Source organism: Anabaena sp. WFMT (assembly GCF_051781005.1).
In the GTDB taxonomy this organism is placed as follows: domain Bacteria; phylum Cyanobacteriota; class Cyanobacteriia; order Cyanobacteriales; family Nostocaceae; genus Anabaena.
Map to the genome: position 1 here is coordinate 1 of NZ_JBPWOA010000023.1, position 17,284 is coordinate 17,284.

Sequence of the window (17,284 nt, forward strand, 5' to 3'; positions counted from 1 at the left end):
CTATTTGGATATAAGCCTGTACTTCTGTATTGAAATATTCTTCATCCCACATCGACATTTCATAAATATGCCAGGTTCCACTAAATTTCATAATTGTTTATGACCTAATTGAACAGTCAGGACTTTATTTTTGTATCCTATATATTACCGTATTTTACATTTAAAATATTCAATCTTAATAGATAGATTATTTTTATAACTAGAATAATATCATCAAACTGATCATTATATTTAGTCTAAATTTTCTCAAAATGTTCAACAGTGGGAAATGGTTCATAAAAATGATGGAGAAGTCTCTTCCATTCTTGATACTCAACAGAACCTCTAAATCCCACAGTATGAGCTTCTAAAGTTTCCCATTTAACAAGTAATAAATATTTGCCCTTGACTTCTATACACTTATGAAGTTCATGGGATAAATATCCATTCATTGATGAAATAATAGCGGCAGCTTTTTTAAAAGTAGATTCAAAATCAGATTCCATTCCCGATTTAACATTAAGCATCACAGCTTCAAGAATCATAAAATTATCAGTTAATAATTAAATATATTGTTTAAGGATATATACTATTGCAGCACAAAACTCTTCATTTTGACCATTTCCATCAGATTGACTAAAGCGTTGAAGTAGGATTTCTCTCTCATCATCTGTCAAATCTTCTAAACCTTCTAAAATTGCTTCTATTGCGCCAGCACGCATTTTTTTAAGCTTATCAATATTGAGGTCAAGTTTATTAATAGTTGTTTGAGCAGCAAGTGCTTTATCTGGGTTTTCTGTTGATAAAATTTGTCCATCTTCTGTATATCTAAAAAACTCACCACAGTTAATATCTAATGGTGAAACCATTAACTTTTTATCATACCATTTATCTTTTTTCTTACCACAATGTAAAGGTTTTTTGGGTACAGTATCTTTTTGGCATGATGCAAGTAAATTTGTGTAATCTAGAGATAATTGACCATAATCTCTTCTGGGCTGTAAATGTTCAATATGACTATTATCAATATTAATTAGCCTTCCACAATAACAGCAAATACAACCTTGTTCTTGTAACAAGGAATTATGAACATCCGTTTTTTGAGGTTTACTAAAATTATTCCAGCTTGGTTTCCACTCATCATTTTCCAACTCTTTCCAAGAAGTAAAGCTTTCTGGTTCCTCACTTTTATTGATATATTTCACCGTTTCAAAATCTCTTTTCTTTTAATAGATACACGCGCTTTTACTAGTTCTGGCTCACTTTCTCCCATCATATCAGCAATCTGTTGAGATAATTGTTTAGCACCATCTAAATTTCCTTCTTCAATTAATTGAAATAAATGATGTAGACTATCTTGAAATTCTTGTGGACGTTTAGGAACACCCATCAAATCTTCTAAAATTTGATTACTATCTCTACCATAAGAACTTTCAGGACGCACAGCAATAACACCATTATCTGTTTTTTTTAAAATGTAGATTCCTTCAGGTTTTACTTCACTAATTACCTGGGGTGAATGGGTAGTAACAATAAATTGACAATTTGGAAATGTTCTTGTTAAAGCCGGAATAATTTCTCTTTGCCATTTTGGGTGTAAATGCAATTCAATTTCATCAATTAAAACGACACCAAAACCTTGAAGTGGATCTTCTAAACTTGGATTAGCAATTGCTAAACGTCTGGCTAAATCTCCCACCATTGCTAATAAGCATTTTTCACCATCAGATAGTTGATTAATAATTAGTTCTTCATCATTTTTTTGTAAAGTCATTCTTAGAGTTGGAGAACGACGCACACGCAAGTTAGAAAAACTCGGTATTAATGAAGATATAGCTTGTCTTACTGCCTCTAATTGTTGATCTCGGTAAGCAGTATTATCTTCTAGCCGTAATTCATTCTCTAAATCCTCTTGTTTTCTAAACCATTCAAAGAAAATTCTAAAGTCACTTCCTTCTCCCATAAGTGCATTTTCATATGCATCTATTTGTTCAAATGAATGCTTTGTGCGAATCTTTAAAGGAATATCCAGTACTGCACGATTAGTAGAATAATAAACTACAATAGGTAGATTATATTCATCAGATGACGATAATTTATTTTTTATATTTTCACTAATCTTGATTAATGCAGATAGATTGCTACTTGTATCTTTAATACGTCCTTTTTTTACTTTTGTTAAAGACCACGTAACTTCTTCAGACTCAAAAGCAATGATTATTTGATTATGAGTTTCATTTTTTCCATTTTGAACTTCTTCTTCTTTAAATAACCTTCCAGAAGATGTAGAATGTTGAATCGCACTGGTAAAACGCGATAAAAGAATTGCAGTACAATCAAGAATACTCGATTTACCTACACCATTGACACCAATAAATACAGTTGTTTTTTTTTCATCAAAATCCAAAGTCAAATCGCCAATACCGCGAAAAGATTGCATTTTAAGCTGCTTAACTCTCATAATTTCAACCCAATTAATTTACTAAACACTTCTCAATCATTCCCCTTTCCAAACTCCTCTTACTCTCTGAGTCTCTGCGCCTCTGCGTGAAAAAAATAACTTCTCATAGCGCAGTAAACACACAGAAAAACCCTCTGTGTCCCTCTGTCTTGAAAAGTTTCCTACGCCGGGAAACCCGGCTTCGAGGAACTTTTCGCTGCGCTAACCTCCGCGTACCTCTGCGTTTAAACACTCCTCAACTTAATCACACCCTGATCAAAAATACGATTATCAGTACCAATACCACTCACCTCAATTCTATCTGCATACACATCATGAGTTGCAAAACTCAAATTACTAGTCGAATATTCAGTCCACTCAGAACGACCAACAGGACGATTACCCGCACCAGCACCACAAGTTAAATAACTCGTCCCATGAATAGAACGAGTACGTTCATAATTGTGTTCATGACCATTGATATAAAGTTGAACATTGTATTTTTGAAATAAAGGAGTAAAAGTTTTAATAAACTTTGAATTACTCCCATACTGACCAGATGAATAAATCGGATGATGACCAAAAACAACTTTCCAGTCAGCTTTACTTAAACTTAATTCTTTCTCTAACCAAACTAGCTGATTTTTCCAATCAGCATTACCATTAGTATCTAAAGCAAAAAACTGAATTTTATCTTGACCAAATGTATAATAACGTCCCTTCATATTAAAGCCAGCATATTTGACTTGAGGAACACCATTATCAGTACGGATATCGTGATTACCTAAACAAGCATGAAACTTCACACCTTTTTGAAGCAAAGGTTGATAAGGACGCTCAAAAACTGCGGTTATTTTCTCAATTTCGCCGTTGTTATAAATGTTATCACCAGCTAAAACTACTACATTATATGGATTTTTCTGGTGATAAAAATTCATTGCTTTCGCTACAGAATACTGACCTTTAGCACCAGTTCCTGTATCAGCTACAGATACAAAACGCAATAACAAGTCTTTTTTAGCTGGGTTAGCGGCTATTACTGGTTCTAAAAGTGAATTTTCAGCATTTTGACCAAATAATTTCCAACCTAGAAATCCTGTACTAATAGCACTAAGACTACCTAAAAATAAAAATTGACGACGTTTGAGTTGCATAAATCACTAAATTCAATAAATGGCACAATAGACACAAATAGTCAGAATCCATTTTCTGTATCTTTGATTCTTTAATCTGGGTGAAAGTTCCATGTCACAAGATAACCAACCAAAACCAAGAGGTGAGCGAGAAATTCAACCTTCTCAAAAACCTTATCAGAAAAACCAGCCAATTTGGAAGGTGACAATTATCCAATTTCTGAGGGGAACAATTGGGATTTTAGAAAACACATTAGTGAAACTGGAGACAGAACAGCCTTCTCGTACTGAGATAAAGCCTAATATCTTACAACGGGTTTTGTCGAGTTGGGATGGATTTTTAAGAACATTCCGCTTGTTTTTACCATCAAATGTTTCTAACAATGTATCAGATACAGTTCTGACGGGAATTTTTGCGGTAATAACTGTGGTGATAGTTTTGACAACTTCTGTAACTATTTTTAGTTCTAAACCTGCTGAAATAGCAACACTTCCTCCGGTTGAGGAAGTTCCCACACCCACGTCAACTGTAATTGAACCAGAACCGTCACCAACTCCAACACAGAAACCTGAAATAATTCCAGAACCAATACAAGAAGCTGAACCGAAACCGACACCAGTTATAGAACCTGAACCGCAACCAACTAAAGAACCTGAACCGACACCAACACCAGTTATAGAATTAACACCTGAACAAGCTTTAATTGTGGCTATTGAAAATCAATTAGCAGAAATTAGTATTCCTATAAAAAGTACTCAATCTGAACTAGTTTCTTCTAAACTGATAAAGTCTATTCAAGCTAATTTCCGTACGAGTGATTTGACTATCAAAATTAGTGATGATTGGTATACATTAGAAGCATCTCAACAGAATCAATTAGCAGCGGATATCTTCCAACGCTCTCAAGAACTAGATTTCAGTCATTTAGAAATTATTGATTCGCAAGATAGGCTAGTAGCGCGTAGTCCAGTTGTTGGTAATGAAATGGTGATTTTTAAACGCCAAAATTTGATATCTTCGGAATCAAAATTATCGGATAAACTTTAAACTTTGTTGGGTTTTACTATGTTACTTTGCGGAATTTGGGATATAAACCTAATAAGTTTGAGTTAAGCAACAGCGCAACCTAACAAGCTCTACAAAATGTTGGGTTTCCTTGCGTCAACCCAACCTACAAGATGTTTACTATAATGCTGATTTGTAGGCTTTCACTAATAAATCAATTCCAGTAATTGCACCACCAACTACCACAGCATTAGCACCTAAATCTAATGCTTTTTTTGCCATTTCTGGTGAAGAAATACCACCTTCACAAATTATAAAAGTATCTAGATTTTCTACTATCTGTGTGAGTAATTCCCAACCAGGAGGTGCAAAAGTTTTTGTTTCCGCAGTGTAACCAAAAAGAGTAGTTCCTACTATATCAGCACCAGCATCAACAGCTAATTTGGCTGCTGCAAATGTATCTACATCTGCCATAACTGGTTTACCTAATTCTTGATGAATACGTTTAATAATATCAATTAATTTTTCATCATCGGGACGATTTCTAGTAGTTGCATCTATCGCAATAATATCTGCACCTGCTTCCGCGACAGCAACAGCATGATGAAACTGTGGTGTGATGTAAACATCTGAACCAGTTATTATTTGTTTCCAAAGTCCAATAATTGGTACTTGTACTTTTTCTCTCACAGATTTGATATGATTTGGCGTATCAATTCTCACGCCAATAGCACCATTATTAACTGCGGCTTGCGCCATTGCGGCTATGATATAGGCATCATGTAATGGTGAATCTGTAGGTGCTTGACAGGAAACAATTAAGCTTTTATTGAGGGTTGCAATTAAATTATTCATTAGTTATTTGATATTAAGTTTGGATAATTTTACTCATTACCAATTACCAAGCCAAATAGTAGAAGAACCCCACCCCCAACCCCCTCCCCGCAAGCGAGGAGGGGGCTATGATTATGATATACCTCACTCAATGTTATTGGTAAACAATTTGATAAGTATACAAATGTATATGGTATTAATTGGCATTTGTATGGGCTGGTATCCAGACAGTGAAAATTGAACCCATACCTACAGTAGATTCTACTTCAATTCGACCACGATGGAGTTCTACAATTTGTTTAGTTAGAGCTAAACCAACGCCAGTACCTTCGTAGTGACGACGATAGGGTGTATCAAGTTGTTGAAATTTCTCAAATAGTAGTGGTAATTTTTCTTCTGGGATGCCGATACCAGTATCTTCTACTTGAAAGACGGCTGTATTTTCTTCTACCCACAGACGCAAGGTGACGCTACCGCCTTCTGGGGTGAATTTGATGGCATTAGTTAATAGATTCCAGAGAATTTGTTCTATTCTACTAGAATCGGCTGTAAAGCGATCGCACGCAGGGTTTATTTGCAAGTCTAATTTCAGATTAATTTTTTCGCTATTAGCCTTTTCCTGAAGGGATTCTAGGGTATTTTGCGCTGTCTTCACTAAAGAAAATTCAGCAATATTTAATACTGTTTTACCCGCCTCAATTTGTGATAAATCGAGGATGTCTTTAATCATTTCTAATAAATGTTCACCACTATCATGGATGGTTTGTAAATAATTCCGTTGTCGTTGGCTCAATTCACCCAAAGGCCAGCGCAACAGTGTAGAAGACATCCCAATCACATAGGTTAAAGGCGTAAGTAGTTCATGGCTGATTGTAGCCAGGAATTCGCTTCTGAGGCGACTTGCAGCTTCAGCGGCTAGTAATGCCTCCCGTAGTGCCATTGTGCGTTCAATCACACGTTGTTCCAGTGTTTGCTTTTCTTTGGTGAGACATCGCATTAACTCTGTTTGATGAATTGCGATCGCTAATTGTTCTGCAATTGATGTTAGCAATTTTTTTTCGCTTTGAGTCCACTCATGGGGACTATGACATTGATGAGCAATCAACAGTCCCCAAAGTTTATCTTCAAACATAATCGGAGCTACAAATTTCGCCCTGATTTGACTTTTCTTTAAAAATTTCAACAAACACTCTTCTAGAACGTAAGTCTTTTCTACATCATCAACGGCTAAGGTAAATCCTTGGCGATACTTTTCCCAACATTGAGAATTTGGCTTTATACAACTTTCTTCCTGATAATTCAATAATGAAGAAATAGTATTTTCTCCCAGGGCTTCATGAACAACAGAACCCTGATAATATTGACTACTTTCTTGTAAAGATTGAGAGCCAAGTGAATCTTGAACATTGAATAATGTTTGTTGATTCTTAACTTTAGTAGGTTCAAATTTATAAATTACTAATCTATCTAATTCCAGAAATTCGCGTACTTGTTTAATTACCGTTGTCATAATTACTTGTAAATCCAGGCTTTTACGAATTTGCGTTGTTACCTGATTTAACAGCCGTTCCTGGGCAATTTGTTTTGTGAGAGCATCTTCCACCGCCTGACAAATATAATGTTGAGTAGCATTTGCTGGTGCTGTTACTTCTACTTTTTGCTGCTCAACAAGATAGTCTAATAACAATAGCGTGAATTTACTTTGAAGCGTAGCATTATTAGGGACAATTATTTGCTGATAAACTTCGAGTTTTTGATATGTATAAGAATCACACTCCAGCAAATTTCTTAATTTCGAGACAAATGAGGCGATGACTTCGGAATTAAATGTCAAACTAGCATTTAGTATTAAGTTAACTCTTGGTTTTTCTGCTCCTATACTTCCCAGATCCCTATCCTCTATGTTCCCCACCAACAGCGCACTAAATCCCTCAGAAACCAGCAGCGTAAACCGTTGTTCTTGCCATTCCACTGGTATGCAAATTCGTACCAGCACAGCTTCTGTTAGTATCAAAGCAGTGCTTTCTACAGATTGAACCATCTGCTGCAATAATTCCCCAAGCCGATTAAATAAACTCAAAGGCAAGGTGCGAGAAAAGCTCAAATCGGGAGAACTAAGCATTTTCAAAAATCTAGTGAGATGGGCTAATGGGTAATGGGCAAGGGTAATTTAAAATCCTGTTCCCTAGTTTTTCTGATTATTTACTAACCAACATTTTAAAGCGGTAAAACAGGATTATGCATCGTATAAGTGCCACATCAGGTGGATGGAATCAGTCAGAAGGTTTAATTTTTCTAGAACAAACTCCGGCTCCTTTAGTGTTGATTACTGCGGCTGATACCGACATTCAAACCCTAGCCGCAGCAGTGACAAAATTACCTGCACAATTTCCAGCCTTTAGAGTCGCCAGCCTCTTGCAATTACAGCAACAAATAAGTATAGATACTTATGGTGAACAAGTATTAGAACTTGCTCAAGTAATTGTTTTGCGTCTATTAGGAGGGCGTTCCTATTGGGCTTATGGCTTAGAAGTGGTGCAGGAAATTGCACAACGTCAAGGTACAACTTTAATTGTAATGCCAGGAGACGACGCTCTTGATCCCGATTTACTTTCTCACTCTACCGTTTCCTTGGATATTGTTAACCAAATATGGCAGTATTTTAAAGAAGGTGGTGTAGAAAACTTCGTTAATGCCCTCCAATTTATCGCTGATACGTCTCTTTCTACAGCGTTTAATCCCCCACCACCGCAGTCTGTTCCTCGTGTGGGAGTGTATGAGTGGGGAGGTAGGGGAGCAGGGGAGCAGGCTTGCCCTGAGCGTAGTCGAAGGGGAGCAGGGGAGAATAATTACCAATTACCCGTTACGAATTACGAATTACGAATTACGTTAGCGCAGCGGGGCGTAGCCCATTACGAATTACCCAAAGTTGGTATTTTGTTCTATCGCGCTCATTATTTGGCGGGAAATACTCAGGTTATTGATGCTTTATGTGCGGCTTTGGTAAAGAAAAATTTACAACCTGTACCAGTTTTTGTTTCTTCTTTACGTGAACCTGGTGTTAGTGAACAGTTGAGTGAGTTCTTTCAGCCAAAAGATTCTGAACATATTGACCTGTTACTGAATACTACCAGTTTTTCTCTAGCGCGATTGGAAACAGAAACGCCGCAAATTGAACTTTGGGAAAAATTAGATGTACCAGTTTTACAGGTAATTCTTTGTGCTAGTTCAGTTGAACAGTGGGAGTCACAGTTACAAGGTTTGACTCCTCGTGATATGGCTATGAATGTGGCGTTACCAGAGGTTGACGGAAGAATTATTAGTCGGGCTGTTTCTTTTAAAACTCTGCAAACTCGCAATAATGATTTAGAAACAGATGTGGTAGTTTATGAACCAAAGAGCGATCGCATTGATTTTGTCGCTCAACTAGCTGCAAATTGGGTCAAACTCCGCACTAAAACGCTCCAAGAACGCCGTATAGCTTTAATTTTGGCAAATTACCCCAACACAAATGGTCGCCTTGCTAATGGCGTAGGACTGGACACTCCCGCCAGTTGTGTGGAAATTCTCAAAGCTTTACAGTTAGCTGGTTATAAAGTTGAAAATATTCCCGATACTGGAGATGAATTAATTCAACTTCTGACATCTGGCGTTACTAATGATCCAGAAGGAAAAGACTGGAAACCAGTACAGCAAAGTCTTTCAGCAAAAGAATATCAAGAGTATTTTGCAACTTTACCCGAATCTGTACAACAAGAAATGATTGAGCGTTGGGGAGAACCAATTCTCGATTCAATCCAAAATCCAAAATCCAAAATCCAAAATTGGGCAATTCCCGGTATTCAATTTGGTAACGTTTTCGTAGGTATTCAACCTTCACGGGGTTATGATATTGACCCTAGTTTAAATTATCATGCACCGGATTTAGAACCAACTCACGCTTATTTAGCATTTTATTATTGGGTGCGGGAAAAAAATTCCAGTTGTTTTGGGGCTGATGCGATCGCTCATGTGGGAAAACATGGCAACTTAGAATGGCTACCTGGTAAAAGTATCGCCTTATCTAATACTTGTTATCCTGAAGTTGCTTTTGGGGCTATGCCTCACCTGTACCCCTTTATTGTCAATGATCCTGGTGAAGGTTCACAAGCCAAACGACGCGCCCAAGCGGTAATTATTGATCACCTCACACCGCCGATGACTCGTGCTGAACTATATGGCCCCTTGCAACAGGTAGAAAATTTAATAGATGAATATTACGAAGCCGAAAGTTTAGATCCTACCCGTTTACCAACAATACGCGATCGCATTCAAGAACTAGTCATCAAAGAAAATCTCTACAAAGACTTAGGAATTACCGACGAAAAAGACATCATCAACTTTGAAACCCTAATCTTAAATTCCCTAGATGGCTACTTGTGTGAACTCAAAGAAGCTCAAATCCGCGACGGACTCCACATTTTCGGTCAATGTCCCCAAGGTACACAACTACGAGACTTAATTATAGCGATCGCCCGTCTCCCCAACCGCCATTCCATCGGCATCACCCGCGCCATAGCCCAAGAATGGGGCTTAGACATAGACCCCCTCACCGACCACTTCAGCACGCCCTTTACCCCACCCACAACCCACTTTGCGCCTTTGCGCCTTTGCGTGAGACTTAATTCTTCCCATATCATCGGCGATGTAGTAGAACTCCTAGAAGAAGAAGCCGCCTTTCTAGTTGAAGAAATTATTGCAGTTGAGGAGTCAGGAGAAGGAAGAAAGAATAAAATTACCAATTACCAATTACCAATTACCCAAACCCTTGACTGGATAAAATTCAAACTCCTCCCCGCACTGCAAAAAACCAACGAAGAAATCACCAACTTCTTACGCGGACTAGATGGAAAATACATTCCCAGTGCAGCTTCCGGCGCACCCACACGCGGCCGCCCAGAAGTTCTCCCCACAGGTAAAAACTTTTACGCCGTTGACATTCGTGCCATACCCACAGAAACCGCTTGGGATATCGGCAGAAAAGCCGCTGAAACCCTAATTGAAACCTACACCCAAGAACATGGTGAATATCCTAAAACCCTTGGTCTATCATTATGGGGAACTGCCACCATGCGGACTGGAGGTGATGATATGGCTGAAGCGTTAGCTTTACTCGGTGTTCAACCTGTTTGGGATGGTGCAGCTAGGAGAGTAGTAGATTTTGAAATCTTACCCTTATCAATTTTGGGTCGCCCTCGTGTTGATGTCACCTTAAGGATTTCGGGATTTTTCCGCGATGCTTTCCCTAATTTAATAGATTTATTTTCCCAAGCAGTTGCCGCAGTCGCTAAATTAGATGAACCAGGAGCAGAAAACCCCCTAGCCGTTGCAGTTCGTGAAGATACTGACTTATGGACTACAGAAGGTTTAAGTTTAGAAGCAGCACAAGAGCGATCGCTCTACCGTGTCTTTGGATCTAAACCAGGTGCTTACGGTGCAGGACTTCAAGGCTTAATCGCATCCCAAAACTGGCAAGATGATCAAGATTTAGCCCGCGCTTACATGAATTGGAGTTCTTACGCTTATTCTTCTAGTCAGTTTACAGAAGACAATTCTTCTCCCTTGCTCCCTGCACCCTGCTCCCCTGCCTCTTCTCCCGCAGCTTTTGAGCAACGCTTGAAACAAATGCAAATTGTGCTGCACAATCAAGATAACCGTGAACACGATTTACTCGATTCCGATGATTATTATCAATTTCAGGGTGGTTTAACAGCAGCGGTGCGTTCTCTTCAGGGTAAAAATCCCGAAACCTATTTTGGTGATAATTCTATTCCCAGCCAGCCAAAAGTCCGCCAACTCAAAACAGAAATTGCGCGAGTCTATCGTTCTCGTGTCGTTAATCCCAAATGGATTGCAGGAGTAATGCGTCACGGTTACAAAGGTGCATTTGAAATGGCCGCGACAGTAGACTTTTTATTCGCCTACGATGCGACAGCCCAATGTGTCGAAGATTATATGTATCAGGGTATTGTGCAGGCATACTTAGAAGATCCTATTGTCTGTGAATTCATTCAAGACAAGAACCCGTGGGCGTTGCGTGATATTTCTGAAAGATTACTAGAAGCCCATCAGCGCGGTTTATGGCAGGATGCAAATATACAGACTTTAGATAATTTACGAAATTTAGTACATCAAGCGGAAGCAGCTATCGAAGAAAAATAACTGGTGTAGGAAACATATATTATGGAAAATCTTGCGTATTTACACTTGGCTTTTGCCTACGAAAATAGCGAATCTATTGAACTAGTTCCTTTTGTATTCAACAAAGCCGCCGCACCAGACTGGAAAAGGCTTTCTGGTAAGGCTTGGAAGTATATGCTTCCCCTAATGTTAATGCTGTCTATCCTCAGTTCTGTCAGTAGCGTCTTCGCATTACAAAAAGGTGATCAAGATGCTTCTGTGAGGAATCTCAAACAACAGTTGACAACAGCAGATTTTCATCAAACTAAAATCACACAAATATATGCAGTTCCCACAGAAAATACTGACTGGCAGTTTCAAAATGCTGCTAATGTCACAGTCGATGACATCATTGAAATTGACACTTCACAAAACATAGAAAGTAGTAAAAAATCACCTGCAAGTAACTCTGTCACTACTGCAACGGCAACAACTACCAAAATCCCTATCATTTATTCGGTAACTCATAAACGCCAAAATCCTCATTTACTCACCAAGGGAGATGAAGGTGAAGATGTCAGAATTTTGCAAGAACGCTTGCGAATCGCTGGCTTTTATTATGGGAATGCTACTGGCATATTTGGGCCAATTACCGAAGAAGGTGTAAAAAGATTTCAACAGGCTTATAAATTAAAGGTTGACGGTGTTGTTGGTGCAGCCACACTTGCCAAATTACCACCCACTGATACAGCTAGTGAAGCAACTTCCAAGAAAACAGTTGATCATCAACTCAGTTTAGGCGATCGCGGTGAAGCTGTCAGAATTCTCCAAGAACATCTAATCAAAGCTGGATATTTGCAGGGTCCCCCCAATGGCTACTATGGTTCATATACAGCAGATGCTATCAATCGCTTTCAGAAAGCTCATCGTCTCGATATGAACAGCATTGCTGACACCACTACCCGAATGAAGTTACATAGCTTGGCAAAAACTTCACCCAAGAGTGATTTTAGTATCTTAGAAATCCAAATGCGACTCCAGGAAAAAGGTTTCTATAAAGGTCAACTCAACGGCATGATGGCAGATGACACCAAAAAAGCAATCAAACGAGCGCAGGAATTTTACGGTATTAGTTTTCGGGATATCAAAAGCGGAGGCTTTTAAACCATCCGCTGAGATTTTGTAGCCAGATTCCCTCACCAATTGATACCATTCGCTCACAGTAAATTATTGTAGGGTGAATTTGAGTATCTTACCTTGTATCCTACCCAGGTGTTAAAGCGGCATGAGCGCCCTTTGGCACTTGGGACAGACAGCATGAATTGTCAGTTGACAGTCAAGGAGGTGAAAACCTTCTTTTTGGGCTGTTTTAGCGCCAATTTTCAAAATTGATTCGTTTTTGAACTCAATCGTGGTGTTGCACTTCACACAAATAAGGTGATGGTGGTGATGGGGATAAGGTTGGTTAAGTTCATAATGTTTATGTCCTTCACCCAATTCTAGTTCCCGCAAAATGCCCATTCTCGCCATCAACTTCAAAGTCCGATAGATAGTTGATAGACTGATGCCTTCACCGTCGGTTTCTAACCGATGATAAAGATCCTCAGCGCTTAAATGTTCACCTTGCGGAAGTTCTTGAAAAATGTGTAGAATTATTTCGCGCTGGGGAGTTAAACGCCAGCCTCGGTCGTTTAGTTCTGCCTTGAGTGAACCAGTTGTGTAGACAGTCATACTAAATTTTCTCAACAAAGCCCGTTAATTGAGAATATAACAAATTTTTGCCCTGATTTGCAACAACCATATCTTATTGAGAATCATTAGTAATTGGGTATTGGGCATTGGTAATTGGTAATTGGGAAAAATCATCTTCCCCTGCTCCCTGCTCCCGTTCGGCTACGCTCACGGCAAGCCTGCTCCCTGCTCCCTGTTCCCTTTACTAAGTTAAAGACTCCAAATAGTCCCGGATCAGATTACGGCGCTTGGGTTGACGTAGTTTTTGCAAAGCTTTAGATTCAATTTGTCGTACTCGTTCCCGTGATAAGTCAAGAGCGCGGCCAATTTCGGCTAATGAGTAAGCATGACCATCTGATAAACCAAACCGCATTAGAATCACATCACGCTCACGGCTAGTTAAATCGTCGAGAAGGTTATGCAAATCTTTTTGTAAAGATTCTCGCATTAACATTTCTTCTGGGGTGACGCTATCAGTTTCTAGCAATTCCCCTAATTCTGTATCTTTATCCTTACCTACCTTGGTTTCCAAAGAAACAGAACGAGGTACTCTTAACAACACTTCCCTGACTTGGGTAGGTGTCATATCTAATTCAATTGCTAGGTCTTCTAGGGTGGGAGTGCGACCTTTTTCTTGGGCAATTTTACGTTGTGCCTTTTTAATTTTGTTGAGTTTTTCTGTAATATGAACAGGGAGGCGAATTGTGCGACTCGAAGTTGCGATCGCTCTGGTAATTCCCTGACGAATCCACCAATACGCATAAGTACTAAAACGATAACCCTTAGTGGGGTCAAATTTCTCCACGGCTCGCTCTAAGCCGAGAGTTCCTTCTTGGACTAAATCTAACAATTCCAAACCACGATTTTGATACTTTTTAGCCACAGAAACCACTAAGCGAAGATTCGCTTTAATCATGTGTTCTTTAGCTTGTAGTCCTTGTGACTGAATTTTCTCCAGTTCTACCACTGTCAATTCGGCAATTTCCGCCCAGCGACGTTTACCTTCTGACAAAGTAGGCTTGAGATTCGATAATTCAATACCCGCAGTAGTAGCCCATCTTTCCAACGACGGACGATGTCCTAATTCAGAGGATAAACGCTCTTGAACTTCGATTAATCGCTGATAGGGTACAATCACCTCGTCACCTTGCTTGGCGGCGTTAGCCAGTACTATTCGCAACCGCAAATATCGCTGTACTTTTTGAGCTTCGGAAACTTCTTCATCTCTTCCTAACAACCGCACCCGACCAATTTCTTGCAGGTATAGACGTACCAAGTCTGTACTGCGTCGGTTGTTGTTAGCAGCTAAATTATGAGGATCAACCGCAGCTATTTCCAAATCTTGCAAATCGTCTAGGGACAAATCGCTGTCATTAACGTTTAGATCAGAGTCTAACTTTGGGCTAGATTTTTGGGAATCGTAGGCTGCATCTGTATAAAAAGATGTTGCTGGCATAAAGTCTTAATTACTCCAGGTAAAAATAAATTACGGTCAGCTAAAATTACGGTCAGCTAATCAACTGTTGCTATTGTTCCCGTAATTCACGATGAACTAACAAAATTGAGATTTATAGTACAATTCTTTGCAAAAGGTTGTACTAGTGCAAAAAAGCAGAAGGCGGAAGGCAGAAGATAGTAAGGAATAAAGCCAGTTTTATCAGCTTTTTAACCTTTTTTAACTGGATAGTTATTTTCGCCAGGCCGCACTAGTTAATATGGCAGTTTTTAGGAACATTAACCGTTATTTTTATAACAGGGTATAAAGATATTCCTAGTAATTTTGCTGTTTATAAACTACATAGTTATATTTACATGACTATGGTGGTAATTTCCTGACGATTTAATAATTTTTTTAGTGATTATTTGGTAATTAGTTGCTGTGAATTACGAAATAATGCTGATAGCACCGTGTGGCCTAAGCCATAACTTATTGGTTATACTCTGGCTTGATGTCCCTTAACATTAGTTCATCTAGTGCCTGTTGAGGTGTAACCTCAGTTTCCAGTAACCGATAAACTTGCTCAGTAATAGGGATAGTAATATGTTGTTGCTGGGATATTTGCATCAAAACTCGACAAGTGTTCACTCCTTCAGCCGTTCCTGGTAAATTGGTAAGAATTTCTGTCAGCGTTTTACCATTAGCCAACTGATAACCCACTTGGTAATTGCGACTTAAGGGGCTGTTGCAGGTTGCTAACAAATCCCCTAGACCTGCTAAACCGTAAAATGTTTCCGTCTTTGCACCCAAGACTTTACCAATGCGAACCATTTCTGTCAAGCCACGAGTGACTAAAGCAGCTTTGGCATTAGTTCCTAGATGTAAACCATCACAGACACCGGCAGCGATCGCTATTACGTTTTTGAGTGTACCACCCAATTCCACGCCCACTGGGTCAGGGTTAGTATAAACACGAAAACGACTAGAAGAAAATACCAGCTGCACCATTTCAGCAGCAGCAGTATTTTTGCTGGCTACTACCGTTGCAGCTGGTAATTCTTGTTCAATTTCTTTTGATAAATTAGGCCCCGATAAAACAACTACTGCATGATCAGGAAATTCTGATTGCCAAATTTGCGACGGTGTAAGAGTGGTTTGCGGGTCTAAACCTTTTGTCGCTGTGACAAAAATTGTCTGTGGAGATAAAGGGCAAGACTTTACTACAGAGGCTACATCTCTCACCCCTTTCATGGAAATAGCAGACAGGACTATATCAGCACCTTGTAAAACCGCTGCCAATGTTTGCGAACCCTGACGCGACCACAAACGCACCTGATGACCGTTTACCCGCACCAAATTTGCTAAGGCTGTACCCCAAGCACCAGCACCCAGAATAACAACAGATTTTGAATTTTCGATTTTGAAATTAGTCATTGGAAAGAAGAAGGAGTTCAGGAGTAAGGGTGTATTGTAATACACCCTTACAGGAGTATGGCTTCCCCATCACCCTATCGTGGATAGAGTTTCATTAACTCCCTAACTTGCTCCGCATGATATGAACTTCTTGTCAATGGTGAAGAAACAATTTGTAAAAAACCTATTTTTTCTCCATAAGCTTTCCAAGCTGCAAATTGTTCTGGAGGGATAAAATCAGCTACTTGCAAGTGTTTTTGACTGGGTTGGAGGTATTGCCCAATTGTCAAAATATCACAATCCACGGCTCGTAAATCTTGCATAACGTGGCGAACTTCAGCATCAGTTTCACCTAAGCCCACCATAATCCCCGATTTGGTGTATGTGCTGGGAGAAATTTGGCGAGAGCGTTGTAATAATTCCATAGTCCGCTCATAATTACCCTGGGGACGTACTCGACGATACAAGCGTGATATCGTTTCTGTATTATGGTTTAGAACCTCTGGCGCAGCTTGAAGAATGATTTCCAGAGCATTCCAATTACCACATAAATCAGGAATCAGCACCTCAATTGTCGTGTTAGGCGATACGGCACGAACTGCGTTAATACACTGAATAAACTGAGATGCACCACCATCTGGTAAATCATCTCGATTCACAGAAGTGATCACAACATGATTAAGTTGCATTCGTCGGACAGCTTCTGCTAGTCGCGTAGGTTCGGTCGGATCTAGAGGTTGAGGTTTTTTTTCAAAATCAATATCACAATAAGGACAAGCCCTAGTACAAGCTGGACCCATAATTAAAAATGTGGCAGTACCAGCATTGAAACACTCGCCAATATTGGGACAGGACGCTTCTTCACAAACAGTATTGAGCGATAAATCCCGCAAAATTTCTTTAACGTTACCGACGCGCTCCCACTGAGGCGCTTTTACCCGCAACCAGTCTGGTTTTACAGTCACAATCCACTTTTACCACTGAAGTTATACAAATATAATGGTAGCAAGCAAAGTCCAGGGTTGGAAAGGAACTGGAGATGAGGTAATCAGTGGAAAAATTCGGGAATTTGCTCTAACCCTTCGCACTATGTCTAATTGTTATGGGTTAATTTCTGCTTAAGTAATAAAGCAATGTTAAAGTTCAGTTTA

13 protein-coding genes are annotated in these 17,284 nt (G+C 39.3%); 3 read left to right on the plus strand and 10 right to left on the minus strand.

Features of this window, described 5'->3' with window-relative positions:
- Positions 1–236 precede the first annotated feature (236 nt).
- The 4 genes from ACSQ6I_RS14650 to ACSQ6I_RS14665 form a co-directional block, all read right to left on the minus strand.
- Positions 237–524, minus strand: coding sequence for an antibiotic biosynthesis monooxygenase family protein (locus ACSQ6I_RS14650; RefSeq protein ID WP_438891053.1), 288 nt, complete (start codon positions 522–524; stop codon positions 237–239).
- 18 nt (positions 525–542) lie between these two features.
- The gene (locus ACSQ6I_RS14655; protein WP_438891054.1) at positions 543–1,184 is read right to left on the minus strand and encodes a retron system putative HNH endonuclease; all 642 of its coding nucleotides are present in this window, start codon (positions 1,182–1,184) and stop codon (positions 543–545) included.
- Positions 1,181–2,440, minus strand: coding sequence for an AAA family ATPase (locus ACSQ6I_RS14660; RefSeq protein ID WP_438891055.1), 1,260 nt, complete (start codon positions 2,438–2,440; stop codon positions 1,181–1,183). The genes ACSQ6I_RS14655 and ACSQ6I_RS14660 overlap by 4 nt, the downstream gene beginning before the upstream one ends.
- A 224-nt stretch (positions 2,441–2,664) precedes the next feature.
- Entirely contained in the window at positions 2,665–3,573 is a 909-nt protein-coding gene (locus tag ACSQ6I_RS14665) for a metallophosphoesterase (protein WP_438891056.1), read from the minus strand.
- Between the two features lie 91 nt (positions 3,574–3,664).
- On the opposite strand from ACSQ6I_RS14665, the gene ACSQ6I_RS14670 reads away from it, so the two are divergent.
- Entirely contained in the window at positions 3,665–4,600 is a 936-nt protein-coding gene (locus ACSQ6I_RS14670; protein WP_438891057.1) for a hypothetical protein, read from the plus strand.
- Between the two features lie 138 nt (positions 4,601–4,738).
- Here the strand turns inward: ACSQ6I_RS14670 and ACSQ6I_RS14675 are convergent, their stop codons facing one another.
- Both ACSQ6I_RS14675 and ACSQ6I_RS14680 read right to left on the minus strand, forming a co-directional pair.
- Positions 4,739–5,413, minus strand: a complete 675-nt coding sequence (locus ACSQ6I_RS14675; protein ID WP_438891058.1) for an N-acetylmannosamine-6-phosphate 2-epimerase — start codon at positions 5,411–5,413, stop codon at positions 4,739–4,741.
- Between the two features lie 175 nt (positions 5,414–5,588).
- Positions 5,589–7,514: a GAF domain-containing sensor histidine kinase gene (locus tag ACSQ6I_RS14680; RefSeq protein WP_438891059.1), complete on the minus strand. Its 1,926-nt coding sequence runs from the start codon at positions 7,512–7,514 to the stop codon at positions 5,589–5,591.
- Positions 7,515–7,630: 116 nt separating this feature from the next.
- On the opposite strand from ACSQ6I_RS14680, the gene cobN reads away from it, so the two are divergent.
- Both cobN and ACSQ6I_RS14690 read left to right on the plus strand, forming a co-directional pair.
- Entirely contained in the window at positions 7,631–11,593 is a 3,963-nt protein-coding gene (gene cobN, locus ACSQ6I_RS14685) for a cobaltochelatase subunit CobN (protein WP_438891060.1), read from the plus strand.
- 21 nt (positions 11,594–11,614) lie between these two features.
- Positions 11,615–12,715 carry a peptidoglycan-binding domain-containing protein gene (locus tag ACSQ6I_RS14690; RefSeq protein WP_438891061.1) on the plus strand — a complete coding sequence of 367 codons (1,101 nt, stop codon included), beginning with the start codon at positions 11,615–11,617 and terminating at the stop codon, positions 12,713–12,715.
- Positions 12,716–12,826: 111 nt separating this feature from the next.
- Here the strand turns inward: ACSQ6I_RS14690 and ACSQ6I_RS14695 are convergent, their stop codons facing one another.
- The 4 genes from ACSQ6I_RS14695 to lipA all read right to left on the minus strand — a co-directional run bounded on the left by ACSQ6I_RS14695 (position 12,827) and on the right by lipA (position 17,098).
- The gene (locus ACSQ6I_RS14695; RefSeq protein WP_015214948.1) at positions 12,827–13,282 is read right to left on the minus strand and encodes a Fur family transcriptional regulator; all 456 of its coding nucleotides are present in this window, start codon (positions 13,280–13,282) and stop codon (positions 12,827–12,829) included.
- A gap of 205 nt (positions 13,283–13,487) precedes the next feature.
- Complete coding sequence (gene sigC / locus ACSQ6I_RS14700) at positions 13,488–14,738, minus strand: RNA polymerase sigma factor SigC (RefSeq protein WP_438891062.1); 1,251 nt, start codon at positions 14,736–14,738, stop codon at positions 13,488–13,490.
- Positions 14,739–15,209: 471 nt separating this feature from the next.
- Positions 15,210–16,154 (minus strand): NAD(P)H-dependent glycerol-3-phosphate dehydrogenase, encoded by a 945-nt coding sequence (locus tag ACSQ6I_RS14705; RefSeq protein WP_438891063.1) that lies wholly within the window; start codon positions 16,152–16,154, stop codon positions 15,210–15,212.
- Positions 16,155–16,228: 74 nt separating this feature from the next.
- Positions 16,229–17,098, minus strand: coding sequence for a lipoyl synthase (gene lipA / locus ACSQ6I_RS14710; RefSeq protein ID WP_438891064.1), 870 nt, complete (start codon positions 17,096–17,098; stop codon positions 16,229–16,231).
- Positions 17,099–17,284: the final 186 nt, after the last annotated feature.

Bases quoted from the DNA above. Each gene is read 5' to 3' on its own strand.
- sigC (WP_438891062.1), bottom strand. From the start codon at position 14,738: ATGCCAGCAACATCTTTTTATACAGATGCAGCCTACGATTCCCAAAAA.
- cobN (WP_438891060.1), top strand. From the start codon at position 7,631: ATGCATCGTATAAGTGCCACATCAGGTGGATGGAATCAGTCAGAAGGT.
- ACSQ6I_RS14695 (WP_015214948.1), bottom strand. From the start codon at position 13,282: ATGACTGTCTACACAACTGGTTCACTCAAGGCAGAACTAAACGACCGA.
- ACSQ6I_RS14690 (WP_438891061.1), top strand. From the start codon at position 11,615: ATGGAAAATCTTGCGTATTTACACTTGGCTTTTGCCTACGAAAATAGC.
- ACSQ6I_RS14675 (WP_438891058.1), bottom strand. From the start codon at position 5,413: ATGAATAATTTAATTGCAACCCTCAATAAAAGCTTAATTGTTTCCTGT.
- ACSQ6I_RS14660 (WP_438891055.1), bottom strand. From the start codon at position 2,440: ATGAGAGTTAAGCAGCTTAAAATGCAATCTTTTCGCGGTATTGGCGAT.
- ACSQ6I_RS14650 (WP_438891053.1), bottom strand. From the start codon at position 524: ATGATTCTTGAAGCTGTGATGCTTAATGTTAAATCGGGAATGGAATCT.
- ACSQ6I_RS14665 (WP_438891056.1), bottom strand. From the start codon at position 3,573: ATGCAACTCAAACGTCGTCAATTTTTATTTTTAGGTAGTCTTAGTGCT.
- ACSQ6I_RS14705 (WP_438891063.1), bottom strand. From the start codon at position 16,154: ATGACTAATTTCAAAATCGAAAATTCAAAATCTGTTGTTATTCTGGGT.
- ACSQ6I_RS14680 (WP_438891059.1), bottom strand. From the start codon at position 7,514: ATGCTTAGTTCTCCCGATTTGAGCTTTTCTCGCACCTTGCCTTTGAGT.
- ACSQ6I_RS14670 (WP_438891057.1), top strand. From the start codon at position 3,665: ATGTCACAAGATAACCAACCAAAACCAAGAGGTGAGCGAGAAATTCAA.